This is a genomic window from Streptomyces novaecaesareae, from assembly GCF_000716875.1.
Lineage (GTDB): Bacteria > Actinomycetota > Actinomycetes > Streptomycetales > Streptomycetaceae > Kitasatospora > Kitasatospora novaecaesareae.
Window position 1 is genome coordinate 1 of record NZ_JNWQ01000003.1, and the last position, 25,871, is coordinate 25,871.

The 25,871-nt window shown below is 73.3% G+C and carries 26 protein-coding genes and 2 pseudogenes; 13 read left to right on the plus strand and 15 right to left on the minus strand.

Annotated features, from left to right (window positions below; translation table 11 throughout):
* A pseudogene (locus OP86_RS01705) lies at positions 1-232 on the plus strand (putative Ig domain-containing protein); the annotation flags it as partial.
* 77 nt (positions 233-309) lie between these two features.
* On the plus strand, positions 310-978 hold the full coding sequence (locus OP86_RS01710; protein WP_030056961.1) for an HAD family hydrolase: 669 nt from the start codon (positions 310-312) through the stop codon (positions 976-978).
* Between the two features lie 41 nt (positions 979-1,019).
* Here OP86_RS01710 and OP86_RS01715 read toward each other — a convergent pair whose 3' ends face one another.
* Complete coding sequence (locus OP86_RS01715) at positions 1,020-1,763, minus strand: SDR family NAD(P)-dependent oxidoreductase (RefSeq protein WP_030056962.1); 744 nt, start codon at positions 1,761-1,763, stop codon at positions 1,020-1,022.
* 104 nt (positions 1,764-1,867) lie between these two features.
* Here OP86_RS01715 and OP86_RS01720 point away from each other — a divergent pair, with 104 nt between their 5' ends.
* Positions 1,868-2,722, plus strand: a complete 855-nt coding sequence (locus OP86_RS01720; protein WP_030056963.1) for a helix-turn-helix transcriptional regulator — start codon at positions 1,868-1,870, stop codon at positions 2,720-2,722.
* A gap of 19 nt (positions 2,723-2,741) precedes the next feature.
* Here OP86_RS01720 and OP86_RS01725 read toward each other — a convergent pair whose 3' ends face one another.
* The 3 genes from OP86_RS01725 to OP86_RS01735 all read right to left on the minus strand — a co-directional run bounded on the left by OP86_RS01725 (position 2,742) and on the right by OP86_RS01735 (position 6,713).
* On the minus strand, positions 2,742-3,566 hold the full coding sequence (locus OP86_RS01725; protein ID WP_051829547.1) for a hypothetical protein: 825 nt from the start codon (positions 3,564-3,566) through the stop codon (positions 2,742-2,744).
* A gap of 149 nt (positions 3,567-3,715) precedes the next feature.
* The gene (locus OP86_RS01730) at positions 3,716-5,569 is read right to left on the minus strand and encodes a CocE/NonD family hydrolase (RefSeq protein ID WP_051829548.1); all 1,854 of its coding nucleotides are present in this window, start codon (positions 5,567-5,569) and stop codon (positions 3,716-3,718) included.
* Between the two features lie 178 nt (positions 5,570-5,747).
* Positions 5,748-6,713, minus strand: a complete 966-nt coding sequence (locus OP86_RS01735) for a motility-associated ABC transporter substrate-binding family protein (protein WP_030056967.1) — start codon at positions 6,711-6,713, stop codon at positions 5,748-5,750.
* 236 nt (positions 6,714-6,949) lie between these two features.
* Between OP86_RS01735 and nicT the strand changes: the two genes are divergently transcribed.
* Positions 6,950-8,053 carry a Nickel transporter NicT gene (nicT, locus tag OP86_RS01740; RefSeq protein WP_030056968.1) on the plus strand — a complete coding sequence of 368 codons (1,104 nt, stop codon included), beginning with the start codon at positions 6,950-6,952 and terminating at the stop codon, positions 8,051-8,053.
* Positions 8,054-8,171: 118 nt separating this feature from the next.
* Here the strand turns inward: nicT and OP86_RS01745 are convergent, their stop codons facing one another.
* Positions 8,172-9,065 carry an SGNH/GDSL hydrolase family protein gene (locus tag OP86_RS01745; RefSeq protein ID WP_030056969.1) on the minus strand — a complete coding sequence of 298 codons (894 nt, stop codon included), beginning with the start codon at positions 9,063-9,065 and terminating at the stop codon, positions 8,172-8,174.
* Between the two features lie 349 nt (positions 9,066-9,414).
* Here OP86_RS01745 and OP86_RS01750 point away from each other — a divergent pair, with 349 nt between their 5' ends.
* The 3 genes from OP86_RS01750 (at position 9,415) to OP86_RS01760 (ending at position 12,132) form a co-directional block, all read left to right on the plus strand.
* Positions 9,415-9,855, plus strand: coding sequence for a hypothetical protein (locus OP86_RS01750; protein ID WP_078588480.1), 441 nt, complete (start codon positions 9,415-9,417; stop codon positions 9,853-9,855).
* Between the two features lie 151 nt (positions 9,856-10,006).
* A complete protein-coding gene (locus OP86_RS01755) occupies positions 10,007-10,258 on the plus strand; it encodes a hypothetical protein (protein WP_030056971.1) in 252 nt (83 codons plus the stop codon).
* Between the two features lie 206 nt (positions 10,259-10,464).
* Positions 10,465-12,132, plus strand: a complete 1,668-nt coding sequence (locus OP86_RS01760) for a purple acid phosphatase family protein (RefSeq protein WP_078588479.1) — start codon at positions 10,465-10,467, stop codon at positions 12,130-12,132.
* A 42-nt stretch (positions 12,133-12,174) separates the two neighbouring features.
* Here OP86_RS01760 and OP86_RS01765 read toward each other — a convergent pair whose 3' ends face one another.
* Positions 12,175-12,507 carry a YnfA family protein gene (locus tag OP86_RS01765; protein ID WP_030056973.1) on the minus strand — a complete coding sequence of 111 codons (333 nt, stop codon included), beginning with the start codon at positions 12,505-12,507 and terminating at the stop codon, positions 12,175-12,177.
* Positions 12,508-12,523: 16 nt separating this feature from the next.
* Positions 12,524-13,738, minus strand: a complete 1,215-nt coding sequence (locus OP86_RS01770; protein ID WP_030056974.1) for a pyridoxal phosphate-dependent aminotransferase — start codon at positions 13,736-13,738, stop codon at positions 12,524-12,526.
* Between the two features lie 97 nt (positions 13,739-13,835).
* Here OP86_RS01770 and OP86_RS01775 point away from each other — a divergent pair.
* Positions 13,836-14,189: pseudogene (locus OP86_RS01775) on the plus strand (winged helix-turn-helix transcriptional regulator); the annotation flags it as partial.
* Positions 14,190-14,504: 315 nt separating this feature from the next.
* Positions 14,505-15,317, plus strand: coding sequence for an SGNH/GDSL hydrolase family protein (locus tag OP86_RS01780; RefSeq protein ID WP_030255787.1), 813 nt, complete (start codon positions 14,505-14,507; stop codon positions 15,315-15,317).
* Here the strand turns inward: OP86_RS01780 and OP86_RS01785 are convergent.
* Positions 15,314-15,970, minus strand: coding sequence for a GNAT family N-acetyltransferase (locus tag OP86_RS01785; RefSeq protein ID WP_030056977.1), 657 nt, complete (start codon positions 15,968-15,970; stop codon positions 15,314-15,316). The genes OP86_RS01780 and OP86_RS01785 overlap by 4 nt on opposite strands.
* 163 nt (positions 15,971-16,133) lie before the next feature.
* Here OP86_RS01785 and OP86_RS01790 point away from each other — a divergent pair, with 163 nt between their 5' ends.
* Complete coding sequence (locus tag OP86_RS01790; protein ID WP_051829549.1) at positions 16,134-17,042, plus strand: pentapeptide repeat-containing protein; 909 nt, start codon at positions 16,134-16,136, stop codon at positions 17,040-17,042.
* 46 nt (positions 17,043-17,088) lie between these two features.
* Here the strand turns inward: OP86_RS01790 and OP86_RS01795 are convergent, their stop codons facing one another.
* The 6 genes from OP86_RS01795 to OP86_RS01820 form a co-directional block, all read right to left on the minus strand.
* Positions 17,089-17,649: a DinB family protein gene (locus OP86_RS01795; RefSeq protein ID WP_078588478.1), complete on the minus strand. Its 561-nt coding sequence runs from the start codon at positions 17,647-17,649 to the stop codon at positions 17,089-17,091.
* A gap of 109 nt (positions 17,650-17,758) precedes the next feature.
* Positions 17,759-18,493, minus strand: coding sequence for a tyrosine-protein phosphatase (locus OP86_RS01800; protein ID WP_030056980.1), 735 nt, complete (start codon positions 18,491-18,493; stop codon positions 17,759-17,761).
* A gap of 10 nt (positions 18,494-18,503) precedes the next feature.
* Positions 18,504-19,181, minus strand: a complete 678-nt coding sequence (locus OP86_RS01805; protein ID WP_051829550.1) for a TetR/AcrR family transcriptional regulator — start codon at positions 19,179-19,181, stop codon at positions 18,504-18,506.
* Positions 19,182-19,287: 106 nt separating this feature from the next.
* Positions 19,288-19,611 (minus strand): hypothetical protein, encoded by a 324-nt coding sequence (locus OP86_RS01810; RefSeq protein WP_030056982.1) that lies wholly within the window; start codon positions 19,609-19,611, stop codon positions 19,288-19,290.
* Entirely contained in the window at positions 19,608-20,120 is a 513-nt protein-coding gene (locus OP86_RS01815) for a DUF6232 family protein (RefSeq protein ID WP_157849642.1), read from the minus strand. The genes OP86_RS01810 and OP86_RS01815 overlap by 4 nt, the downstream gene beginning before the upstream one ends.
* A gap of 93 nt (positions 20,121-20,213) precedes the next feature.
* Positions 20,214-20,612, minus strand: a complete 399-nt coding sequence (locus OP86_RS01820) for a RidA family protein (protein ID WP_030056984.1) — start codon at positions 20,610-20,612, stop codon at positions 20,214-20,216.
* A 72-nt stretch (positions 20,613-20,684) separates the two neighbouring features.
* Here OP86_RS01820 and OP86_RS01825 point away from each other — a divergent pair, with 72 nt between their 5' ends.
* Positions 20,685-21,587: a LysR family transcriptional regulator gene (locus tag OP86_RS01825; protein ID WP_030255773.1), complete on the plus strand. Its 903-nt coding sequence runs from the start codon at positions 20,685-20,687 to the stop codon at positions 21,585-21,587.
* On the opposite strand, the gene OP86_RS01830 is transcribed toward OP86_RS01825, so the two are convergent.
* Complete coding sequence (locus OP86_RS01830; protein WP_030255769.1) at positions 21,584-22,483, minus strand: aminoglycoside phosphotransferase family protein; 900 nt, start codon at positions 22,481-22,483, stop codon at positions 21,584-21,586. The two genes, OP86_RS01825 and OP86_RS01830, sit on opposite strands and share 4 nt — an antisense overlap.
* A gap of 74 nt (positions 22,484-22,557) precedes the next feature.
* On the opposite strand from OP86_RS01830, the gene OP86_RS01835 reads away from it, so the two are divergent.
* Complete coding sequence (locus tag OP86_RS01835; RefSeq protein ID WP_030056987.1) at positions 22,558-23,136, plus strand: hypothetical protein; 579 nt, start codon at positions 22,558-22,560, stop codon at positions 23,134-23,136.
* A 178-nt stretch (positions 23,137-23,314) separates the two neighbouring features.
* Positions 23,315-25,798, plus strand: a complete 2,484-nt coding sequence (locus OP86_RS01840) for a Tex family protein (RefSeq protein ID WP_199815152.1) — start codon at positions 23,315-23,317, stop codon at positions 25,796-25,798.
* Positions 25,799-25,871: the final 73 nt, after the last annotated feature.

Genomic DNA, 25,871 nt, shown 5'->3' on the forward strand with positions numbered 1-25,871 from the left:
CATCGACACCGCGGAGACGGGCAGCACCGCGTACGACAAGCTGACCGTGTCGGTCAACGGCACCACGCTGAAGACCTACTCCAACGTGGACGCCGCGGCCGGCTACCAGCAGCGCACCTTCGACCTGTCGGCCTACGCGGGCCAGGCGGTCACCGTGAAGTTCAACGGCACCGAGGACTCCTCGCTGCAGACGAGCTTCCTGATCGACGACACCTCCGTCCAGACCGGCTGACCCCCGCAGCCCCGCACGGGCAGCCCGCCCCCGGAAACCTCCGGGGGCGGGCTGCCCGGCCGCCGTATGCTGGCCCGATGATCAAGCCGATTGAGCTGGTGATATTCGACTGCGACGGCGTCCTGGTGGACAGCGAGGTGATCGCCGTGCGGGTGCTGGTGCGGCTGGGGGAGGAGTTGGGCTGGCCGCTGACCGAGGCGGAGGCCGTCGAGCGGTTCGTCGGGCGGTCGGAGGCGGCCAACCACGCGATGCTGGCCGAGCGGCTGGGGGAGGAGACGGCGACGGTCTGGGACAAGCGCTTCCGCGAACTGCACGCCGAGGCCGTGGACGCCGGGCTGACCCCGGTGGACGGACTGCCGGAGGCCCTGGCCGCGATCGACCTGCCGACCTGCGTGGCCTCCAGCGGCACGCACGAGAAGATGCGGCACACCCTCGGCCGGACCGGGCTCCACGACCGCTTCGCCGGGCGGATCTTCAGCGCCACCGAGGTCGGCCGGGGCAAGCCCGCCCCCGACCTGTTCCTGTACGCCGCCCGCTCGATGGGCGTCGACCCGGCCGCCTGCGTCGTGGTCGAGGACAGCCGGCCCGGCGTCCAGGCCGCCCGCGCCGCCGGGATGCGCGCCCTCGGCTACGCGGGCGGCATCACCCCGGCGCAGTGGCTGTCCGGGCCGGGCACCGTGGTCTTCGCGGACATGCGCGAGTTGCCCGGACTCATCGCCGCGGGGGCCGTCCAGGACACGCCCTAGCTTCGCGGGCCGTCCAGGACACGCCTCAGCTTCGGGGCCGGCTACCAGGGGTAGGTGCCGCCCTCCGGGTGGAAGAACCGGCCGGTCGGCCCGGCCGCGGCCTCGCCGAGCTGCCGGGCGATCCGGCGGCCGCCCTCCTCGGCGCTGGAGTGGCCGCTGTGCCCGTTGAGGTCGGTCGCGCAGTAGCCCGGCTCCAGCGCGCTGACCTTGATGCCGCTGTCGCGCAGCGCCCGGGCGTAGACCAGGGTGACGGCGTTGAGCGCGGCCTTGGACGAGTTGTAGGCGAGCAGGGTCGCGTGCTCCCAGACCGGGGAGTCCGGGTCGGCCAGGAAGGAGAAGCTGCCGAGGCCGCTGGAGACGTTGCCGATCAGCCCGGCCGGGGACCGGCGCAGCAGCGGCAGCACGGCGTTGGTGACGGCGACGACGCCGAACACGTTGGTCTCGTACGTCTCGCGCACCGCCTCGACGGGCAGCTCCTCCGGCGTGCGCCGCCAGTCCCGGGCCACGCCCGCGTTGTTGACCAGGGTGTCCAGCCGGCCGTACTCGGCGGCGATCAGCTCGGCCGCGGCGGTGGCGGTCGCGGGGTCGGTCACGTCCAGGTGGACGGCTCGGGCGTCGAGGCCCTGCGCGGTGAGCCCGGCGGCGGCCGCGGCCCCGCGCTCGGGGTCGCGGGCGCCGATGAGCAAGGTGTGCCCGGCACGGGCGAGTTCACCGGCGGTGGCGAGGCCGATGCCCCTGGTCGCGCCGGTGATCAGGACGATGCGGTGCTGCGTTGCGGTGGTCATGCCCCCGACCTTGGCCGAGCGGCGGCGCGCTCGGGAGGGCACTGCCGAGGGTGGTACCGGCGGTCCCATGGTGTCCGGGCCGCGGCCGGGCCAGACTCGGGGGTGTGGAACACATCGATCGGGCGGAGCTGGCCGCCTTCCTGCGGCGCTGGCGCGCCCGCGTCCAGCCGGCCGACGTCGGCCTGCCGGCCGGCGGTCGCCGCCGCACCCCGGGCCTGCGCCGCCAGGAGGTCGCGCAGCTCGCCGGGATGTCGGTGGAGTACTACATCCGCCTCGAACAGGGCCGGGGCCCGCGGCCGTCCCGCCAGATGATCGGGGCGATCAGCCGGGCGCTGCGGCTCTCCGACGACGAACGCGCCCATCTGCACCACCTGGTGGGTGAACCGCCGCTGCCGCCGCCCGGCCTGGCCCGCGATGTCCGCCCGGGCGTGCTGCACCTGCTCGACCGGCTGGACGACACCCCGGCCATGGTCTGCAGCGCCGCCCGCGACGTCCTCGCCTGGAACGCCATGGCGGCCGCACTGCTCGGCGACTTCTCCGTGCTGCCGCCGGGCGAGCGCAACCTCGTCTGGCGGTTCTTCACCGACCCGGCCGCCCGCGCCCTCCACGACCCCTCCGGCGGGGAGGGCTTCGCCTGCCGCGCCGTCGCCGACCTGCGTTCCGCGGCCGCCCGGTACCCCGTCGACAGCGCTCTGCGCGCCCTGGTGGAGCGGCTGCTCGCGCACAGCGCCGAGTTCCGGGAGCTGTGGGCGCGGCAGGACGTGGAGGTGCGCCGCTCGACCAGCAAGCGGATCCTCCACCCGGTGGTCGGCCCGCTCGACCTCGACTGCGAGGCCCTGCACGACCCGCACCGGGACCAGTGGACGATCTTCTACACCGCCGCGCCCGGCACCCCCTCGCACGCGGCGCTGCGGCTGCTGAAGGTGGTGGGCAGTCAGGACCTCGCGGTCGGCCGGTGAGCGGCGAGGTCCTGGCCGATCACACCTCCCCGGCCGGCAGCCGCCACTCGTAGGGCCACAGCTCGTCCTGCCAGCCGGGGGAGGCGGCGAGTGCTTCGGCGGCCTGCGGGGTGCGCAGGAGGCAGCGGTGGCGCAGGAGTTCGCGCCGTTCGGTGGGGGTGAGCAGGCGTTCCTCGGGGGCGAGGTCCTTGGCGCGGTCGTGGTCGCGGTCCGGGGGGCCGTCGACCGAGCCGTTCTCGGCGACGTTGAGGTGGTCGCCGTCGGGGGTGCGGTAGTCGAGGCGGAAGTCCGTGCTCCACTGCGAGTTGCTGCCCCAGCCGTGGGACAGGTCGTGGGTGGGCCGGTGGGCCCGGCGGAAGGTCCAGTATAGCGGGAAGCGGTCGGCCACTCCGCGTTCGGCGTGCGCGGCGCCGGCCCGGATCCGGACCCCGGCGCGGCCGAACAGCAGCTCGCCGAGCATCAGCCCGGGATGGCGGACCTCCAGGATCTCGATCGGGGCCTTCGGGTCCTCGGCCTGCTCGACCTCGACGATCTCGTGCAGGAAGGGGTCGAAGCGGGCGGCGTCCTCGAAGGGTGCCATCCCGAGAGCGGTGAACAGCGTGAGGTAGGGCGGTAGTTGAGGGTCGAGGAGGAGGAAGTCGGCGACGCGGCTGAGCGCGTAGAGCTCCTGGAGGAGTTCCCGGCCGTCTTCCTGGCCGGTCCACCAGTGGTTGCGGTGCGTGGCGGCGGTCCGGAGGCGTTCGGCGTAGCCGGTGGGTGCGGTCCGGTCGAGCCAGGGGCCGACGAGGTCCTGGTACGGGCCGTCGGTGTCGAGCAGGTCCTGGTACAGCGTGCGGGCGTTCACCCGGTCGATCCTGGCAGGTGCGGCCGGATTGCGCGGTCGGCGCCGGACGCCGGCGACCAGAGGACTCCGGGGACGTCGCCCAGGGTGAAGTCGCGCTCGACGATGCCGTTCGAGGACGACCGGGAGGTGAACCGGAACCGGGTCCTCGTTCAGGGCTGGTCGCGGGCCACCCGGTGCTGCCACTCCCGGGTGAACACCACCGACCCGGCCTCCAGCGCCCGCAGCTGCACGATGCTGAGGAAGTGCCCTGCGTCGCAGCGCAGTTGGGTGCGGGTCTGGACGGTGACGTCCCAGCCGATGTCGGGCCGCTCCAGCCGTACGGTGCGGTCGCTGCGGGCCTGGGCGCTGAGCGGGGCGTCGGTGAGGATGCGGTAGGCGGTGACGGTGTGCTCGTCGCGGACGAGGCCGTCGGGGTGGGTGCGGCTGCCGTCGGTGGCGGGGGAGAGCTCGGTGCGCCACTCGTGGCGGCCGATGTCGTGGACGGTGAGGTGTTCGGGCCGGGCGGTGAGCGGCTCGGTGAGGTGGATGTCGAGCGGCTCGGGCAGGGTGGGCGCTTCGAAGGTGACGGGGGCGGCGCCGACGTCGGCGGCCAGGTGGCGCACGGGCAGGCTCAGGGTGGAGCGGGACGGGTCGAGGGCGTACCCGGTGGTCTCGGCCGGGGGCCACACCCACGGCCAGTAGACGGAGGAGAAGGCGAGCCGCAGCCGGTGCCCGGCCGGGACGGTCCGGGCGCAGGCCGCGAGTTCGACCTCGGCGTCCGGCCCGTCGGGGACCAGGACGCCCCGGGTGACCAGCTCCGAGGTGCCGTCCGGCCCGACCGCGCAGAGCCGGACGGCCACCAGCGGGGCGGGCCCGCCCTCCCGCAGCCGCAGCCGGACGGTGGGGGCGCCGAGCAGTTCGACCGGCTCGGGCAGCGGCTGGGAGTCGAAGCAGACCGAGCGGCCGTCCTCCTCGCGCTGGTCGGGCGGCTGGTCGGCGGGGCGGCCGTCCGGGACGTAGGCGCCGGCGTTGAGGCCGGTGTGCTGGGGGGAGCGCACGTGGACGTACCGGTCGTCGGAGGCGGTGCCGGCGGTGCGCAGCGGCCCGTCCAGGCCGTAGTGGATCGGGCGGACGTCGGGGGAGGGCCAGTTGTCGTCGCCGGTCCAGCGGGTGCCGATCCAGCTGCGCAGGGCGGGCTCCTTGGCGGCGCCGGTGTCGACGCCGCGCAGCCAGTGGTCCCACCAGCGCAGGGTCTCGGGCAGGGCGTCCTCGGGCAGGCCGTGCGGCCAGGGGCCGATCAGGGCGCGCGCGGTGGGGGATTCGGCGAGCAGGCGCAGGACGAAGGAGCAGGACGGGTCGCCCCAGCCGGAGATCGCGAACACCGGCACGGACACCGGCACGGTGGTCTCGCCGGCGGCGAGCCAGGCGTCGACGGGCGGTTCCAGGGCCTCCATGCGGGCCAGCCAGCGGCCGCGCCAGGCGTCGCCGACGTGGCGCGGGTCCGGCGGCAGGGCGGCGTCGGCGACGAGGGCGGTGAGCCGGGTGTGCAGGCCGGCGGCGAGCAGGGCGCCGCCGAGCCGGTGACCGCCCTCGGGGCAGGCGGTGACCACGGCGCCGACGGCGCCCGGGGCCCGGGCGGCCAGCCGCAACGCGGTGGTGCCGGCGGTGCCGGTGCCGAGCAGGCCGACCCGGCCGGTGGACCAGGGGCGGCGGGCGAGCCAGTCGATGACGGCGGCGCCGTCGGCCAGCTCCTGTTCGCCGCCGGGCTCGCCGGGGGTGCCGTCGGAGTTGCCGTGTCCGCGGGTGTCGACCCGGAGGGCGGCGTAGCCGTGGCCCGCGTACCAGGGGTGGCGGCGGGCGTCCTCGGCGGCGGTCCGGTCGGTGAGGCGGCCGGCGGAGTACTCCAGCAGCGCGGGGACGGATTCGTCGCCGACCGGCCGCCACAGCCGGGCGGCCAGTTGGGTGCCGTCGGGCAGCGGGATGCGGACGTCCTCGCGGGTGGTGTGGAAGGGGTACGACGGCATGGCCGCTCCCATCGGGTCCCGGGCCGGGTGGGCGCCGACGGGCCCGCGGCGGGTACGGGGGGCACCCGTACCCGCCGCGGGCGTCGGCATTCCGACCCTAGGGGAGGACTCGGCCGTTTTCCTGGTGAAGGCCCCGCGAGGGGTTGGGCCCGGTCGGGCCCTACGCCCTGGCTGGCGGTTACGCCTTGCTCAGCCAGGCGGTGGCGTTGAGGGCGAGGGCGGCGTCGGTGCCGGCCGGGTCGTCCCAGCCGTTGAAGAGGGTGTTGCCGGACTGGCCGGTGCCGTCGTCGATCGGGGAGCTGTCGCCCCAGACGGCGACCCGGCCGGAGCCGAAGGTGCTGGTGACGAAGAAGGCGCCGGTGTTGCCGCTGTAGCCGGTCCGGTAGACCAGGCCCTTGACCGACGGGTTGTCGGCGGGCTTGAGGGTGAAGGTGGTGCCGTTGCGCAGGATCGAGCCGGTGACGGTGCCGAAGGAGCCGTTCAGGACGGGGTCGGTGGCGTCGTTGACCGCGCGCGGGTTGTCGGTGGTGATGTTGAGCAGGTCGACGGAGAAGCCGAAGGGGTCGTTGTTGTTCACCCCGTTGCTGGTCAGCAGGTCGTTGATGATCTTCGGCGAGTCCCAGCCGTCGTTGTTGCGGTCGCTGTTGATGTGGTCGGAGACCAGGAAGAGCCCGCCGCCGTTCTGGACGAACTTCATGACCGCGGTCTTCTCGCTCGCGCTCAGCCGGATGTTGGGCTCCGGGATCACGAAGGTGTCGAAGTTGGCGAGGTCGAGCGCGCCGCCGCTGCCGTAGGTGATGGTGGAGCCGGAGGGGAGGGTCTTGAGGCTGTACTGGCCGGTCTTCTGCAGGGCGACGCCCCAGGCGGAGAGCGCGCCGGTCCAGCTCTTCTCGGTGGTGGGGTTGGGGTTCTGGGCGAGCGGGTCGGGCTGGCTGGTGCTGATGATCCAGTCGGCGTTGCCGGCGGTCTCGGCCTTGCTGTTGTCGAACAGCACCCGGTGCGGCGTGGCGCTCACCGCGTGCACGGCGGTGGCCGACGCGGGGGCGGTGGGGGCCGCGGTGGCGGCCGGGGCGAGGGTGGTGAGGCCGGCGGCGAGCAGCGCCGCGCCGGAGAGGGCCGCGACGGTTCGAATGCGGATCGTCATGTGCCGTTCCTCCGTGGGGAGTTGAGGTTGTCGGCGCCCGAGTTTTCGCGCGTAGAACGGGAGTATCCGCGCGTAGAGCGACCGGAGATAGCCCCGGGAGGTGACGAAGCCCTGTACGGGTTGTGGTGATCTCGCGGCGAGCGGAAACCGAACCGTAATTGCGTATGACTTGCAACTGCTCGCGTCCAGGCGGAAAGATGGCCCGGCTCCGCCCGCCCCGCCGAAAGGACCCGAAGATGACCGCCCCCCGCTGGCGCGACCGGCTCACCCGTGAGGAGTGGATGCGCCTGGCCGGAATGGGCGGGTTCATCCTCGCGCTGCACGTCATCGGCTGGTTCACCCTGCTCGCGCTGGTCGCACCCGAGCGCTACGACGTCGGCGGCCAGGTGTTCGGCGCGGGCATGGGCCTGACCGCCTACACCCTCGGCATGCGGCACGCCTTCGACGCCGACCACATCGCCGCGATCGACAACACCACCCGCAAGCTGATGGGCCAGGGCAAGCGGCCGCTGTCGGTCGGCTTCTGGTTCTCGCTCGGGCACTCCTCGATCGTCTTCGGCCTCTGCGCGCTGCTGGCCTTCGGCATCCGCTCGCTGGCCGACCAGCTGGAGACCGACGACTCGACGCTGCACCGGATGACCGGCCTGATCGGCGTCACCGTCTCCGGCACCTTCCTGCTGCTCCTCGGCCTGATCAACCTGGGCGCCTTCAACGGCATCCTCAAGGTCTTCCGCAAGATGCGCGAGGGCGAGTACGACGAGGCCGAGCTGGAGCGCCAGCTGGAGCGGCGCGGGCTGATGAACCGCATCCTCGGCCGGGTCACCAGGGCCGTCACCAAGCCGTGGCACATGTACCCGGTGGGCCTGCTGTTCGGCCTGGGCTTCGACACCGCCACCGAGGTGTCCCTGCTGGTGCTGGCGGGCGGCGCGGCGGCGTTCTCGCTGCCCTGGTACGCGCTGCTCACGCTGCCGATCCTGTTCGCGGCCGGGATGAGCCTGCTGGACACCATCGACGGCTCGTTCATGAACTTCGCGTACGAGTGGGCCTTCTCCAAGCCGGTCCGCAAGATCTACTACAACCTGACCGTCACCGGGCTGTCGGTGCTGGTCGCGCTGGTCATCGGCTCGGTCGAGCTGATCGGCCTGCTCGGCGAGAAGCTGGACATCACCAGCGGGCCGGTCGCCTGGATCGGCGGACTGGACCTCAACTTCGTCGGCTACGCCATCGTCGGACTGTTCGTGCTCACCTGGGCCGCGGCGATCGCGTACTGGAAGTTCGGCAACGTCGAGGAGAAGTGGTCGGCCGGGCTGGAGGCCGGCGCCGCCGCCAAGGCCGAGTGACGACGCGGAGACCGACGAGACCGAGGGGCGGTGACCGGGGCCTGGTCACCGCCCCTCGGGGCTCTTCGGCTCGGGCTTCTTCGGCTCGGGGCTTCTCGGCCCGGGCCTTGTCGATCCGTTACCGCAGCGCGGCGAGCACCGCGTCCGCCATCACCTTCTCGCCGGTCGCGTTCGGGTGGAACGGCACGGCGGGGGAGCCGGGCAGCGCGCCCTCGATCCAGCGGTCGTCCGAGCAGACGTCGTGCCCGGCGGTCGGCGTCGCCGTGTCGACGTACGTCGCGCCGCCGGCCGCCGCGGTGGCCTTGAGCGCGGCGTTCAGCTTGTTGAGGACGCCGTGCATGTACTCGACGTCCCCCGGGGTGACCGGCTGGCGCAGGATGCAGGTCGAGCCGTCGGCGGGCAGCACGGACGGGTAGCCGACCAGCAGCACCCTGGCCTTGGGCGCCTTCGCGTGGATGCGCTGGAGGGTGTCGGCGAGCTGCGGCGTGATGGTGGTGGTGATCCGCTCGGCGAGGTCGTCGTTGCCGTACTGCCAGGACCACGTGCGCCAGTCCCAGTAGCCGTGGTGGTAGACGTCCTTGCAGGGCGTGCCGAGCGGGTTGACGGCCGCTCCGGCGATGCAGGTGGCGACCAGTTCGCCGAGGCCGAGGTCGCTGGCCGCGAGGTCGTTGCCGCCGATCCCGAGGCTGACCAGGTCGGTGTCGGGGGTCAGCGCATCCAGTTGGGGGTCGTTGACCCTGATGAAGGCGTCGTACTGGGGCTGCGTCATCGCCTTGACCTTGGCGGCGGCGCAGGTGACGTCGGTGTACGTGCCGGCGTCGAGGGCGGCGGCGACCAGGTGGCCGTAGTTGCGGTCGGAGCGCAGGCACAGGCCGGCCGACTGGCCGGGCACGCCGGCGCCGGCGGCGTAGGAGTCGCCGAGCGCCACGTAGTGCTTGGGGGCCGGGGTGGCGGCCTGGGCGCTGGTGGAGGTGAGCGCCAGTGCGGCGCCGAGGGCGGTCGCGGCGAGCACGGTGGAATTCCGGAGGTGCCGGGATTTCCGGGCAGGGCGGAGCACGGTTCCTCCTGGGGGGAGAGAAACGACGGGTGGGGGTCGTGCCGAGCCGGGCCACAGCTACTCGCAGGTAAGTTACTGCCAGGTTTCGCGCCCGTCCATGGTTTGCGCGGAAATTGCCGAAATTCCGTCAGATGACAGCCGGTCGCATTTCGTATTTCGCTCCACCGTGTATCGAAGGTATTTCCGAAACGCCGTGGAGCGGAATTCGTGCACTCGCTTGTCACCGGCCGGTTGGGCGGCTCCCGGCCGACGGGTACAGTGCGGGTGCAGAGCGCGCCGCCGACCACGAGGGGTACCAGAACCGATGAGCCGCCGAGACCGCGACCGCGACGGCGCCCGGGGCAGTGACCGGGGCAGCGACCGGAAGCGGGGCGCCGCCTCCCCGGTGACCGTCACCGTCTGCCGCGGCTGCTGCTGCGGCACCGAGGCGAAGCACCCCGGCGTGGACCACGCGGGGCAGTACGAGCGGCTGCAGTCGGCGGTGGGCTCGGCGGGCCGGGTCCGGGCCGTCAAGTGCCTGGACGTGTGCACCCAGTCCAACGTGGTGGTGGTCGGCCCCTCCGGCGAGGGCCGGGCGGCGGGCGGTCGGCCGGTCTGGCTCGGCTTCGTGCTGATGGACGAGATGATCGACGACATAGCCGCCTGGGTGCGCGCGGGCGGCCCGGGCCTGGCCGACCCGCCCGGTCTGCTCGACCTCCAGCTGATCTCGGTCTCCCGCCGGGTCCGCGAGGCGCTCCCCGACTGACGGCCTCCCGACTCCCGGCTCACCGTTTCCCGACTGACCGTTTCCCGACTGACCGTCTGATCGTCGGATCGTCATCCGAGGACCGCTCCGCCACCCGCACCACTACCATGACCGGTGGCGTCGAGCAGGTTCCGCGCGAGGGAGGAAGACGATGACGACGGTCTGCCGCATCTGCGCGGGCACCGGCCGGACCGCCGGCCTCAGCTGCCGCACCTGCCAGGGCACCGGCACCACCGAGGTGGGCGGCGGGGGCGGCAACTGCTTCCTGTGCGACGGCACCGGCGTGTACGTGCGCTACCGGGTGGACGCGACCGGCGCCAAGCACGCCTACCGGGACGAGATCTGCCGCACCTGCGACGGCACCGGGAACCGGACCGCCACGCAGTGGGACGAACCGTCCTGACCCCTCCGGAAGGCCGGCTCCGGACGGTGGTTCCGAAACCCCCTCAGATCGCCCGGCCGGCCGGGGCCATGATCCGGCGTCGGGCCGACGCGGACATGCCCTTTACCGAACCATGGTCGAACATTGGTGTTCGAATGGGGGGCGCGCTGCGGCCCGTTCACCCCGCGTCCGTGTTCGATCCACGCGCCGCTGACAGAGTCCCGCGCATGGATATCCCCAACATGGGCGTGCCGGCCAAGCTTGCCGACCGCATGAGCATGGCCGAGCAGCACGAGTACCTGCGGGCCCGCTTCTCCCGCCGCCGGATGCTGCGCGCCGGGGCCGTGACCGTCGGCGCCGTCGCCGTCGGCGGTGCCCTGGGCAGCGGTACCGCCTTCGCCGCTCCGGCCGGTCCGCAGCTGCTGACGGGCGGCACGACGGACGGCATCGACGGCTCGCTGGTCGCGCCGATCGGCCGTCACCTCCAGTTCGGCCCCGAGCCGGACACCCAGTTCCGCGTCTCCTGGCAGGTCCCGGCGCCGGTCAAGAAGCCGTTCCTGCGCTTCGGCAAGCACCCGTGGGAGCTGAGCCACAAGGTCCAGGCCGAGGTGCGCGCCCTGCACACCCCGGCGCTGACCCCGACCGGCCAGCCGGTGGACCAGTACTACCTGCACGTGGCGCTGGAGGACCTGCACCCCGACACCACCTACTACTACGGTGTCGGCCACGAGGGCTTCGACCCCGCCTCGCAGCAGCAGATCTCCACCCTGCACACCTTCCGCACCGCGCCCTCCCGCGACCACCGCTGGGGCAAGGTGTACGAGCCGTTCACCTTCACGGCCTTCGGCGACCAGGGCGTCAGCTCGCACGCTGCGGGCAACGACCACATCATCAAGGCCCAGAAGCCGGCCTTCCACCTGCACGCCGGCGACATCTGCTACGCCGACCCGGCCGGTTCCGGCACCGACCCGGACAAGTCCGTCTTCAACGCGAAGACCTGGGACGACTTCCTGGTCCAGGCCGAGACGGTCGCCGCCGAGATCCCGTGGATGGTCGCCTACGGCAACCACGACATCGAGGCCTGGTACTCGCCCAACGGCTACGGCGGCGAGAACGCCCGCTTCTTCCTGCCGAACAACGGGCCGGACCCGCGCGCCGTCCCCGGCGTCTACACCTTCCGCTACAAGAACGTCGGCGTCATCTCCCTGGACGCCAACGACGTCTCGTACGAGATCCCGGCCAACCTTGGCGTCTCGGCGAACAAGCAGACCAAGTGGCTGGAGCGCACCCTCAAGGACCTGCGCAGCGACGAGACGATCGACTTCGTCGTGGTCTTCTTCCACCACTGCGCCTTCTCCACCACCGTCGCGCACGCCTCCGAGGGCGGTGTCCGCGAGGCCTGGGTGCCGCTGTTCGAGAAGTACCGGGTGGACCTGGTCATCAACGGCCACAACCACATCTACGAGCGCACCGACGCCATCCTGGGCAACAAGGTCTCGAAGCAGGTGCCGAGCGGCGCCACCATCGAGCCCGAGAAGGACGGCGTGGTCTACGTGACCGCGGGCGCGGCCGGCCGCAGCCTGTACAAGTTCGACGTGCCGGACACCTACGAGGGGCACGAGAACCACCAGGACGAGGTCAAGACCTACTACTGGAGCAAGGGCCGGGTGAAGACCCCCGAGACCATCCAGTGGTCGCGGGTGCGCTACACCGGCTACTCGTTCATCAAGGTCGACGTCACCCCGGCGCACCTGGGCCAGAAGTCGGTCATGAAGGTCACCGCGCTGGCCGAGGACGGCACGCAGATCGACAACTACTCGATCCTGCGCAAGGTCGGCGAGGGCTGGGACTCGGGCCGCGACGACGACGGCGAGGGCGGCGGCTGGGGCTGGTAGCCCCGGAACGCCCGTACTCGGCCCCGGCGTTGAGGGAGGACCTCAGCGCCGGGGCCCGTACATGATCACGGCGACCCCGGCCAGGCAGACCAGCGCGCCCACCACGTCGTAGCGGGTCGGCCGGAAGCCGTCCACGACCACGCCCCACAGCAGCGAGCCGGCCACGAACACCCCGCCGTACGCGGCCAGCACCCGGCCGAAGTGGCTGTCCGGCTGCAGTGCCGCGACGAAGCCGTACGCCCCGAGCACCACCACCCCCACCCCGGCCAGCCACCACGGCCGTTGCTCGCGCACGCTCTGCCAGACCAGCCAGCAGCCGCCGATCTCGGCGAGCGCGGCGAGGAGGAACAGGGCGACGGAGCGCAGGACGGTCATGGTCCGAGCCTACGGATCAGCTCTGGCGGTACGTCGCCAGGAAGCGGCCGATCCGGTTGATGGCCGTCTCCAGGTCGTCGGCACGGGGCAGGGTGACGAAGCGGAAGTGGTCCGGGCGCGGCCAGTTGAATCCGGTGCCCTGGACGACGTGGATCTTCTCGCGCAGCAGCAGGTCCAGCACGAACCGCTCGTCGTCGACGATCCGGTGGACGGCCGGGTCGAGCTTGGCGAAGGCGTACAGCGCGCCCTTGGGCTTGACGCAGCTGACGCCGGGGATCTCGTTGAGCGCCTTGACCGCGATGTCGCGCTGCTCGGTGAGCCGGCCGCCGGGCAGCACCAGGTCGTTGATGGACTGGTGGCCGCCGAGCGCGGCCTGGACGGCGTACTGGGCGGGCACGTTGGGGCACAGCCGCATGCCGGAGAGCATGGTCAGGCCCTCCAGGTAGTCGGTGGCGTGCTGCGTGGGCCCGGAGACGACCAGCCAGCCGCTGCGGAAGCCGGCCACCCGGTAGGCCTTGGAGAGGCCGTTGAAGGTGAGGGTGAGCACGTCGTCGGCGAGGGCGGCCAGGCAGTGGTGCTCGGTGTCGTCGTAGAGGATCTTGTCGTAGATCTCGTCGGCCAGGACCATCAGCTGGTGGCGGCGGGCCAGGTCGAGGATGCCCTCCAGCAGCTCCTTCGGGTAGACGGCGCCGGTGGGGTTGTTGGGGTTGATGACGACGATCGCCTTGGTGCGGGCGGTGATCTTGGCGGCGATGTCGTCCAGGTCCGGGTACCACTCGGCCTCTTCGTCGCACAGGTAGTGCACGGCCTTGCCGCCGGCCAGCCGGACCACGGCCGTCCAGAGCGGGTAGTCGGGCATCGGGACGAGGACCTCGTCGCCGTCGTCCACCAGCGCGGTGACGGCCATCTGGATCAGCTCGGAGGCGCCGTTGCCGAGGTAGACGTCGTTGACGGTGACGCCCTGGACCCCGCGCTGCTGGTAGTACTGCACCACCGCGCGGCGGGCCGGCAGGATGCCGCGCGAGTCGCTGTAGCCGTGCGCCTTGGGCAGGTTGCGGATGATGTCCTGGAGGATCTCCTCGGGCGCCTCGAAGCCGAACGGGGCAGGGTTGCCGGTGTTCAGCCGCAGCACGCTGTGCCCGGCCTCCTCCAGGGCGTTGGCCTGGTCGACCACCGGGCCCCGGATCTCGTAGCACACGTCATTCAGCTTGCTGGACTGTCGAAACTCCATCTGCGGCCTCCCGACCGTCACCACCGCTCCGCTGCTTCTGCTTTGTTCTACCAAGTTGGCACTTGGAAAGTCCAACCTTTTGGCTATGCTGATCCACATGTCACGCCGAAGCTACGACCAGTACTGCGCCGTCGCCCGCGCCCTGGACGCGGTGGGGGAACGCTGGAGCCTCCTGATCGTCCGTGAACTCCTGGGCGGCCCGCGCCGCTACACCGACCTGCACGCCGACCTGCCCGGCGTCTCCACCGACATCCTGGCCGCCCGGCTCAAGCAGCTGGAGGGCGAGGGGCTGGTCGTGCGGCGCCGGCTGGAACGGCCCGCCAACGCGACGGTCTACGAGCTCACCGGGCGCGGCCGCGAACTGCGGCCGGTCATCGAGGCGCTGGGGGAGTGGGGCCTGCCCGCCCTCGGCGAGCAGCGGCCCACCGACGCCGTGCGCGAGCACTGGTTCACGCCCCGGAAGGCGGCGGACGAGGTGGGGGTCGTCGCGGGGGACGAGGCGGGGGACGAGGTGGCGGCCGTCGCGGGCTGACGGCTGACGGCTGACGGCCGGTGCGGGAGTGGGGGCGGCGGCAAGGCCCCCGTCGCCGGCCGCCGCCCCGTGACAGGAGGATGGCCCGGGCCGATAAACGAACGGTCGACGCGCAATGAGCGCCGTGGTCAGGGGCCCGGTGGGGGCCTGGTGGGGGCCTCGCGCGGGGCGCTGGAGGCGCGGTCGTACGATCGTCGGATCGCGGAGCCAACCCAGGAGAGCGGAGGCCAGCCCGTGCCCACCACCATCCGCAGCTACGCCAGTTACGTCGCCGTCGGTGACTCCTTCACCGAGGGCATGTGCGACGACCTGCTGCCCGACGGCCACTACCAGGGCTGGGCCGACCGCGTCGCCCGGGCGCTGGCGGCGGAGCACGCCGAGCGGGCGGAGCAGGCAGGGCAGGCGGACGGCGACTTCCGGTACGCCAACCTCGCCGTCCGCGGCAAGCTCATCGGCCAGATCCACGCCGAGCAGCTCGCCCCCGCCGCCGCGATGGGCGCCGAGCTCGTCACCCTGGCCGGCGGCTTCAACGACGTGCTGCGCCCCGGCTGCGACATCGAGCGGGTCGAGCGGCTGCTCGCCGACTGCGCCCGCGAACTGCGCGCCGCCGGCGCCACCGTCGTCCTGTTCACCAGCACCGACCCCACCCGGCGGATGGCCGGCAGCGCCCGGCTGCTGCCCACCATCCTGCGGATGAAGGCCTTCGTGCAGGAGCTCGGCCGGCAGGACGGCATCACCGTCGTCGACCTCTTCTCCGCGCCCTGCTTCGACGACCGGCGGCTCTGGGCCGAGGACCGCCTGCACCTGTCACCCGAGGGCCACCGGCGGGTCGCCGAAGGCGTGCTGGAGGCGCTCGGCCGCCCCGCCACCTTCGACTGGCGCGCCCCGCTGCCCGCCGCCGCCCCGCCCGGCCGCACCGAGCGGCTGCGCGCCGACGCCCGCTGGCTGCGCGCCCACCTCGGCCCGTGGATCGGCCGCCGGCTCACCGGCCGCTCCTCCGGCGACGGCCGCCCGCCGAAGCGCCCCGAGCTGCTTCCCTACAGCTAGGAATCCCGGCTCTCCGGCTCCAGGACCAGGCTCGCCATCGGGGAGTGGGTGGTCCAGCCGAGCGCGGTGTAGAGCGCCCGGCCGTCCGGGGTGCCGACCAGTACGCCGGTGCGGGCGCCCGCCTCGTACGCGGCGGACTGCAGCGTCCGCATCACCAGGGCGCCCAGGCCCCGGCGGCGGAACTCGGGCACGGTGGTGATCTGGTCCGGTACGGCCACCGGGCCGGCCAGGCCCGCCTGGCCGCGGGCGGCGAGGTGCCCGGCCTCGGTGCGCACCAGCACCCGCAGGACCCCGCCCCGCTCCCAGGTGGTCACGGTGTGGCCGGCCGGGACGGCGGGTCGTTCGGGGGCGAGCGGGACGCTCATCAGGAAGCCGGGCACGTCCAGTCGCCACCGCGGGCCGAGCCAGGGGCGGACGGTGGCGTCCTCGGCGAACAGCTTCAGCCAGGTGGTCGGCGCGGTGGTGGCCTCGGCGATCTTGCGGACCTCGGCCTCGGTCGGTTCGGGCAGCACGTGCCGGCCCACCTCGCCGGTGGGCGCGCCGACGTCGATGGTCCAGCCCCAGGGCTGGTCCACCGGCTCGGCGGAGCCGCGCGAGACGACCCAGCCCGAGATCCACATCCGGACCAGTTCCCTGATGTCCGGCTCCGTCATGGCTGCCCACCCCCGTGTGTCGCGGCCATGCCTCACGGCCGCATGTAATGGTCTCTGATGCTTTTCGTATCTTACGGGCGTCGGGGGCGGTCTGCCCAGCCCAGTAGGATTTCCGGGTCCAAGGCGTCGCACCGGCGCCCAGCTGGTGGAAGGACCCCGGAACGTGCGCGAGACCGAGTCGCCGCAGGGCCCGACGGCGGCCGCGCCGGCCCCGCTCCAGTCCGACTGCGGCAGCTGCTTCGGGCTCTGCTGCGTCGCCCTGCCGTTCGCCGCCGGCGCCGACTTCGCCGTGAACAAGGCGGCCGGCACCCCCTGCCGCAACCTGCAGACCGACTTCAGCTGCGGAATCCACGTGCGGCTGCGCGACAGCGGCTTCCAGGGCTGCACCGTCTACGACTGCTTCGGCGCCGGGCAGCGGGTCTCCCAGGTGACCTTCGGCGGCCGCAGCTGGCGCGAGGAGCCGGACAGCGCCGGGCAGATGTTCGAGGTCTTCCCGATCGTCCGGCAGCTGCACGAACTGCTCCGCTACCTCACCGAGGCGCTCGCCTTCGCGCCCGCCCGGCCCGCCCACACCGACCTGCGGCAGGCCCTGGAGGAGACCGACCGGCTCGCCGGCGGCACCCCCGAGGAGATCCTCGCCGTGGACGTCCCGGCCCACCGGCAGCGGGTCAGCGAGCTGCTGCTGCGGGCGAGCGAACTCGTCCGGTCGTCCGTCCCGCGCCGCCGCGAGCACCGCGGCGGCGACCTCTTCGGCGCCCGCCTGCGCGGCGCCGACCTGCGGGGCGCCAACCTGCGCGGCGCCCTGCTCGTCGCCGCCGACCTCTCCGGGGCGGACCTGCGGCTGGCCGACCTCATCGGCGCCGACCTGCGCGACACCAACCTGGCCGGCGCCGACCTCACCACCGCGCTCTTCCTCACCCAGGCCCAGCTCGACGCCGCCCGCGGCGACGCCGCCACCCGCCTCCCGGAGGGCCTCAAGCGGCCCGCCCACTGGCCCACCACGGCGGCCCCGGCGGCGAAGCCCCGGTCGGGCAAGGGCGGCGGCCGCCCGCCGCGGGGGCGCCGCCGCTAGGCCACTGCGGTCAGGGCGCTGTGGTCAGGCCGCCGGCACCGGGCCGTTACTGGCCCACCCGGCCGTCGACGCACTCGCGCAGCAGGTCGGCGTGCCCGCAGTGGCGGGCGTACTCGTCGATCCGGTGCACCAGCAGCTCCCGGATCGCGACCCCGCCCTGTCCGACCCGCTCGCCCAGGTCCGGGTACCCGGCCAGCGCGGCGTCGGTCGCGGCCTGTTCGCGCTCCAGGTCCCGGAACGCGGCCTCCACCACGGCCGGGTCGGCGACGGCCCCGTCGAAGTCCGCGTCCCGCGTGCCGTACAGCTTCGGCAGCCGCTCGTCCTCGGTGAGCCAGTTGCGCCAGTCCCGCTCCACCTCGGCCAGGTGCCGGACCAGCCCGAGCAGCGACATCGTCGACGGTGGCACCGAGCGCCGGGCCAGCTGCTCGGCGTCCAGGCCCTGGCACTTCAGCCGCAGGGTCAGCCGGTAGTTCGTCAGGCAGTCGTGGATCGCGCCGAGTTCGCCGTCCGGGCTGGGCCCGTCGCTGTTGCGGGGGTCGTCGTCCGGATCCGCCCACATGTCGGGGTGGACGGTCGCCTCGGTCCATCGCGCGGGTTGCTCAGTCATACCGCGCATGGTCGTTCGCAACCGCCCCTTTCCGCCATCGAGTTATCGCCCCGGGGGTGCGCGCGGGCGGGCCGTACGGGTCCACCGGCCGGGAGGGGCGGTCGGGCGGTCAGGCGGTCAGCACGCGGGTGCGGAGGGCGGCGATCCGGTCGCGGTCGATGCCGAGGGCGCCGGTGAGGTAGGCCTCGACGGAGCCGTGGCGGGCGGCGAGGTCGGCGAGGGTGAGGCGGATGACGGCCTCCGGGGCGCGGCCGAAGCCGGGCCAGCGCAGGGTGCGGCCGGGGTGCGCGGCGTGCCAGTCGGCGACGAAGTGCGCGGTGGCGAGCTCGGTGAGGGCGAAGTCGGCGGCGATGTCGTCCTCGGCGACGCCGAGCAGGGTGAGCAGCAGGGCGGCGATGAGGCCGGTGCGGTCCTTGCCGGAGGCGCAGTGGAAGACCACCGGGGCCTCGGCGGCGGCGATCACGTCCAGGGCCTGGCGGATCTCCTTCACCCCGTCCTCGGCGACCTCGGCGAAGCGGTCGGCGAGGTAGCGCCAGGGGTCGAGCTCCGGGTCGATCTCGGCCTGGTCGTACGGGCGGTGCTCGATCGAGAGGTTGTGGTACTCCAGCCCGTCGAGGTCGGGCACCCGGCCCTTGGCGGCGATCTCCCAGGGGTAGCGGAGGTCGATCACGGTGCGTATGCCGAGGGCCCGGAGCTTGTCGAGGTCAGCGTCCGAGGTGAGTTTGCCGAGCGAGTCGGAGCGGTAGAGCAGGCCCCACCGTACGGACCGTCCGTCGGCGGCCGGGTAGCCGCCCAGGTCGCGGAAGTTGTGCAGGGCCTCGAAGGTGTGGTGACGCGTCGTCATGCGCGTCACTCTAGCCAGCGGCAGTGGTGGCCCCGGGGGCGTCGCCGGCGCCGGTGGCGGGCGGGCCGTAGCCGTGGGCGAGGAGGCCGAAGGCGCGGGTGGCGTCGTCGGCGGCCTCGGCGTGCAGGTCGTCGGCGGTGCGGCCGTCGTCCTGGATGCGGCGCCAGTTGTGCAGGGCGAGGACGCGCTGGGTGGCGGTGACCTGGGCGGCGAGCAGCGACGCGGTGAGTTCGCGCGGCTGCGGGAGGTCGGGGGCCTCGCGCAGGGCGTCGGCCAGGGAGCGTTCGGCGCGGGCCACGTACTCGCCGACCCGGGCGGCCAGGCTGGGGGTGCCGTAGACGAGGGCGGTGAAGGCGAGCACCGCCGGGTGGTCGTTGAGGCCGGTGACCGGGTCGCGCCGGGTGAGGCCGGTCAGGAAGTCGCGGAGCAGCGCGTCGAGCACCGGCTCGCCGGGGTGCCGGTCGCGGACGACGTGCGCCGCCTGGTCCTGGTGGTCGGCGAAGCGGTGGACGACCAGGTCTTCCTTGGAGGGGAAGTAGGTGAACAGGGTGGGCTTGGAGACGTCGGCGGCGGCCGCGACGTCCGCCACCGACACCCTGTCGAAGCCGTGCTCCAGGAAGAGCGTGATGGCCGCCTCGGAGATGGCCTGTCGGGTCAGTTCCTTCTTGCGCTCGCGCAGTCCGCTCATGGGGTCAGGCTAGCAGCAGGCTTGACCGGGGAAGGTTTCTTACCCGGTCATCCCGGCTGAGTGTCGCGGTCCCGGCCGCCCCAGCTGCCTGGCCACCCGCCGGCGCTCAGGAGTTGATCGACTCCAGGATCCGGCGGACCGACTCCACCACCGGGGCACCCGCCGTGACCAGGGACGCGACACCGGAGATGTTCCGCAGCGCCCGCCGCAGGACGGACGGCGGGGTGTCGGTGCCGCCCCCGATGGCCTCCAGCGACTCGTCCAGCACCTCGCGGTCCTCGGCCGGCACCTGCGCGCGCAACGCGCGCACGGCGCCGACGAGTTCGCGGAGTGCGGCCTGGGGGTCGGCCGGGCCCTGGTGCTTGATGATGCCGATGTTGTGGTCGCCGTGCTGGGTGACGGAGTCACCGAAGTGGATGTTGCCGCTCATCGACCCACCTGCTTCCCGATGTTGTGGTCGCCGTACTGGTTGATCCGGTCGCCGATGTGGACGTTCTCCACCTGGAGGGCGAACTCGGCCTGGGGGTTGTCGATCGCGTCCATGATCATCTGGATCAGGCTGCCGATCTGCCGGGCATCGTGGCTCACCACGGCGGTGGTCGCGGCGTTGGAGGTCTCGATGACCAGCTTGTACAGCGCCCGCTGCCGCAGCTTGACGACCAGGCGGTAGACGATGAACACCAGGCCCGCGAGCAGCAGGATGTTCGGGACGGCCGCCGCCGCGCCGGGATCGGCCGAGTTCTTGACGAACGCGCCGACGGCGGCGGTGGCGAAGAGCAGCCCGATCAACTGCCGGACGAACCGGATGATCGTCCGCGACTTCTTGGGCGGCCACCACACCAACTGCCGTGCCCGGGCGATGTGCTGCAGCGGGTAGGCGTCCCCGCCGACCCACAGCACCCGACGGCTCACACTGACGTCGATCACGTTCCGTGCCAATTCCGCTCCCCCCGCCCGTAGTGGCGGGGAGAACCATAGCAACAGCCGCCGACACGGTGACGGCCGCTCAGCAGGACCGCTCAGCAGGACCGCTCAGCAGGCGGACCGGCGGGCGGTGACCTCGATCTCGATCCGCATCCGGGGATCGGCCAGACCGCACACCTGCATGGTGGCGGCGGGCCGGACCTCGCCGAAGCACCGGCGCAGCACCGGCCAGCAGGGTTCGAAGTCCGCGCGCTCGGGCAGCAGGTAGCGCACCCGCACCACGTCGGCGAAGCCGCTGCCCGCCTCGGCCAGCGCCGCCCCGATGTTGCGCAGGCACTGCTCGGCCTGCTCCACCACGTCGTCGGAGATGGTCATGGCGGTGTAGTCGAACCCGGTCGTCCCCGACACGTGCACCCAGTCGCCGTCCACCACGGCGCGGGCGTACCCGATCCGCTCCTCGAAGGTCGAACCGCTCAGGATCGCGCGTCGCTCTGTTGGGTGCGTCATGCCGGGAACGCTAGGTGACCTGCGGGGATACGTCCAACACTCCGCACCGCATGATCTGATATCCCTGGAGGTATGGAGCGCCCCGAACTCCCCCTGCCGCAGCTGCACGCCTTCGTCGTGCTCGCCGAGGAACTGCACTTCGGCCACGCCGCCGCCCGCCTCGGCATCGCCCAACCGCCGCTGAGCCAGCAGATCCGGCGGCTGGAGGACAAGGTCGGCCACCCGTTGTTCCACCGCGACCCCGGCGGCGTCGCCCTGACCCCGGCCGGCCGCGAACTCCTGCCCGCCGCACGCCGGGCGCTGACCGACCTCGCGGACGCGCTGGCCGCCGCCCGCGCCGTCGGCAGCGGCGAGGCCGGCCGGCTGCGGATCGGCTTCTCCGCCTCCCTCGCCCTGACCGTCCTGCCCGGCCTGCTCGACACCTTCCGGCAGCGCCACCCCGCCGTCCGGCTGGACGTACGGGAGATGACCAGCGCACCGCAGATCGCCGCGCTGCACGAGCGGACCATCGACGTCGGCCTGCTGCGCGAACCGCCCACGGACGAGCCGGAGCTGCGCTTCCGCACGGTCCTGCGCGAGCCGTTCGTCGCCGTGCTCCCGGCGGGCCACCCACTGGCCGGCCGACGGACCGTCCGGCTCGCACAGCTGGCGGACGAGCCGTTCGTCCTGCTGCCCCGGGAGGACGGCCCGCAGCTGTACGACCGGATCACCGGCCTGTGCACCGACGCGGGCTTCACCCCGCGGATCGCCCAGCACGCGGTGGAGTGGCAGACGGTGTGCGCACTGGTCGGCGCCGGCCTGGGCGTCTCGCTGGCCCCGGCGGGCATCCGGCACCTGCGCCTGCGCGGCGTCGCCTTCCGCCGGACCGACCCGGGCACCCCTCGCACCGAGGTCGCCGCGGCCTGGCGCGGCAACGACCCCAACCCCCTGGTGCGCCACCTGCTCGCAGCCCTCGGCGAGCCGGAGGTGTGTTAGACGCTGCGGTCGGCGAGGACCTCGCGGACGACGTGGCGGGCGTTGGCGGTCAGGGCCGGGTCGGTGTGGCGGTAGTAGGGGATCGTCACCAGGGCGATCGAGAACGCCCAGGCGCGGCCGCGGGCCCACATGGCGTCGTCGGCGTGCAGGGCGGCGCGGTAGGCGGGGCGGGCGCCGGCGGGCAGCAGGTTCCAGGCGGCGATCAGGTCGGCCGTCGGGTCGCCGACGCCCATCAGGGCGAAGTCGATGACGGCGGCGAGCCGGCCGGTGCGGGTGAGCAGGAGGTTGCCGGGGGTGAGGTCGCCGTGCATCCAGACCGGCGGGCCGGCGTACTCGGGCAGCCGAAGTGCCTTGTCCCAGAGGGCGGTGGCGGCCGCCGTGTCGATCGAGCCGGACAGCTGGGCGATGGCCGCGCGGGTCGCGCCGTCCCGGGAGGCGAGCGGGACGCTGCGGTGCCCGGCCGGGGCGTTGGTCGGGTTGACGGCGCGCAGGGCGGTGACGAAGCCGGCCAGGTCGCGGGCGAGGGCCACGGGTGCGGCGAGGGCGCCGACCGCCGGGTTGACGCCGTCGATCCAGCGCAGCACCGACCACTCCCACGGGTAGCCCGCGGCGGGCCGGCCGATTGCGAGCGGGGCGGGGATCGGCAGCGGCAGCCGTGGTGCCAGCGCGGGCAGCCACTGCTGCTCCCGCCGGACGTTCCCGGCCGCCCACCCCACCCGGGGCAGCCGGACGGCGAGTTCGGGCCCGAGCCGGAACATCGCGTTGTCCGCCCCGGCGGAGACGAGCGGCGTGATCGGAAGGCGCTCCCACTGCGGGAACTGGGCGGAGATCAACCGCCGTACCAGGGCCGCGTCGACCACCGGCTCGTCAGGGTGCATCCGGGCGGCAGCGCACATGCCCGGCAGCGTACAGCGCCGATCGTTTTCGTTCAGCCGTATTCCCGAACCGTACGGACTTATAGGCTGACGACATGGTGATCGGTCAGCAGACGGCGGGAGAACGCCGGGCCCTGCGCGCGGTCCTGGCGGTGCTGGCGCTGCTCGCCCTGCTGGGCGTGGTCGGGTCGTACAGCGAGCGCTCGGGCGGGCTGCTGGTGCTGCGCGAGTGGTTCGACCGGCCGCTGCTGCTGTTCACCGTCGCGCTGCCACTGCTGCTGGTGGTGCTGTACTGCGTCACCTGGCGGGCCTGGATCCGGGTGGTCCTGGGCATCGGGGTGCTGCTGGCGGCCGCGGCGGTGATGCCGCTGTGGGTCTTCCTCGACGACCCGGCGGTCGCCGCGACGCAGCGGGCACCCGACCGCCCCGACCGGCGGATCGTCCGGCAGGAGCAGCCCGGGATGCTCAACACCGCCCAGTGGGTCTTCGTCGACCAGGGCACCGGCCTGGCCACCCGCCGCTGGCAGATCGCCTACGCGGGCTTCCACTACGGCGACGGGATCGACGCGGCCTGGGACGGCCCGGACCGGGTCAGGCTGAGCTACGGCAACCGGACGACGGTGATCGACCTGGCCGCCGACGGCCGGCCCGACGGCTCGCTCACCCTGGGGTGACGCCCGTCGGCCCTGGACGCGGCACGATGCGGCAACCGGTCATCGCCCGAACGTCCTTGGGGCCGTCGACCGGCCGCGCCACGCCCGGCCGCCCCGGGCGCGGCCGGGTGTCGTCGTCGGCACCTGCCAGAATGCAGGGCGTACGGCGAACGCTCTGAAGGAGAAGGTGACCGGCTTCGTGACCACGCCAGTCGAACAGGTGGCCCGGCAGGCCCAGCAGGCGATCGAGCGCAAGATCGCCGAGGAACTGGGCGTCCGCGAGGGGCAGGTGAAGGCTGCCGTCGACCTGCTCGACGGCGGCGCGACCGTCCCCTTCGTGGCCCGCTACCGCAAGGAGGTCACCGGCTCGCTCGACGACGCCCAGCTGCGCGCCCTGGAGGAACGGCTGCGCTACCTGCGCGAGCTGGAGGAGCGCCGGGCGGCCGTCCTGGAGTCGATCGAGGCCCAGGGCAAGCTGGACGACGCGCTGCGCGCCCAGGTGCTGGCGGCCGACTCCAAGGCCCGCCTGGAGGACATCTACCTGCCGTTCAAGCCGAAGCGGCGCACCAAGGCGCAGATCGCCCGCGAGGCCGGGCTGGAGCCGCTGGCCGACACCCTGCTCGCCGACCCGACGCAGGACCCGGCCGCGCTCGCCGCCGCCCTCGTCGAGAACGGCAGCCTCAACGAGTCGGTGGCGGACGGCGCGGCGGCCCTGGAGGGCGCCCGGGCGATCCTGGTCGAGCGCTTCGGCGAGGACGCCGACCTGGTCGGCTCGCTGCGCGAGCGGATGTGGACCCGCGGCCGCCTGGTCGCCACCGTCCGCGAGGGCAAGGAGCAGGACGGCGCCAAGTTCGCCGACTACTTCGACTTCGCGGAGCCGTACACCAAGCTCCCCTCGCACCGCATCCTGGCGATGCTGCGCGGCGAGAAGGAGGAGGTGCTCGGCCTCGAACTCTCGCCCTACGACGGCGAGTCCGAGGGCGACCTGCCCGGCGAGAACGACTACGAGCAGCGGATCGCCGCCCGCTTCGGCGTCGCCGACCGCGGCCGCCCGGCCGACAAGTGGCTCGGCGACACCGTCCGTTGGGCCTGGCGCACCCGGATCCTGGTGCGCCTGGGCATCGACCTGCGAGCCCGGCTGCGCGCCGAGGCCGAGGACGAGGCGGTGCGGGTCTTCGCCGCCAACCTGCGTGACCTGCTGCTGGCCGCCCCGGCCGGCACCCGCGCCACCATGGGCCTGGACCCGGGCTTCCGCACCGGCGTGAAGGTCGCCGTGGTGGACGCCACCGGCAAGGTCGTCGCGTACGACACGATCTACCCGCACCAGCCTGCCAACAAGTGGGACGCGGCCCTGCACACCCTGGCCGCGCTGGCGAAGAAGCACGACGTCGACCTGGTCGCGATCGGCAACGGCACCGCCTCCCGGGAGACGGACAAGCTCGCCGAGGACCTGATCAAGCGCCACCCCGAGCTGAAGCTCACCAAGGCGATGGTCAGCGAGGCCGGCGCCTCGGTCTACTCGGCCTCCGCGTTCGCCTCGCAGGAGCTGCCCGAGCTGGACGTGTCGATCCGCGGGGCGGTCTCGATCGCCCGCCGGCTGCAGGACCCGCTGGCCGAACTGGTCAAGATCGACCCCAAGTCGATCGGCGTCGGCCAGTACCAGCACGACCTCAGCGAGGTGAAGCTCTCCCGCTCGCTGGACGCGGTGGTCGAGGACTGCGTCAACGCCGTCGGCGTGGACGTCAACACCGCCTCGGCGCCGCTGCTCACCCGGGTCTCCGGGATCACCGGCACGCTCGCCGACAACATCGTGGCCCACCGCGACGCCAACGGCCCGTTCCGCACCCGCCGGCAGCTGAAGGACGTCTCCCGGCTCGGCCCCAAGGCCTTCGAGCAGTGCGCGGGCTTCCTGCGCATCCCGGGCGGCGAGGACCCGCTGGACGCCTCCAGCGTGCACCCCGAGGCCTACCCCGTGGTGCGCCGGATCCTCGCCGCGACCGGCGGGGAGCTGCGCGAGCTGATCGGCAACGGCGCCGCGCTGCGGGCGTTGAAGCCGGGCGACTTCGCCGACGACACCTTCGGCGTCCCGACCGTCACCGACATCCTCGGCGAGCTGGACAAGCCCGGCCGCGACCCGCGCCCGGCCTTCCGCACCGCGGTCTTCAAGGAGGGCGTCGACAAGATCGGCGACCTGGAGGTCGGCATGGTGCTGGAGGGCGTGGTCACCAACGTCGCGGCCTTCGGCGCCTTCGTGGACGTGGGCGTCCACCAGGACGGGCTGGTGCACGTCTCGGCGCTGTCGAAGACCTTCGTCAAGGACCCGCGCGAGGTGGTCAAGCCCGGCGACATCGTCAAGGTCCGGGTGCTCACGGTGGACGTGCCGCGCAAGCGGATCGGGCTCACCCTGCGGCTGGACGACGAGGTCGGTGGCGGGCGCGGCGACCGCGGTGACCGCGGTGACCGGGGCGGCGAGCGCGGGGAGCGCCAGGCCCGCCCGCCGCGCCAGGAGCGGCGCGGCGGCGACCGCGGCGGCCAGGGCCAGGGCGGCCAGGGCGGACGCGACCGGGGTGGCTCCGGCGGCGGTGCGCCGGCGAACAGTGCCATGGCGGACGCGCTGCGCCGGGCCGGCCTGACCGGCGGCGCCGGCGGCGGCTCGGGCGACCGGCGCTCCGGGCGGCGCTGACCGGGTACGGACCCGGGCTCAGACCTACGGCGGGGCCGGTGGACGTGGTGTCCACCGGCCCCGCGGCCGTACG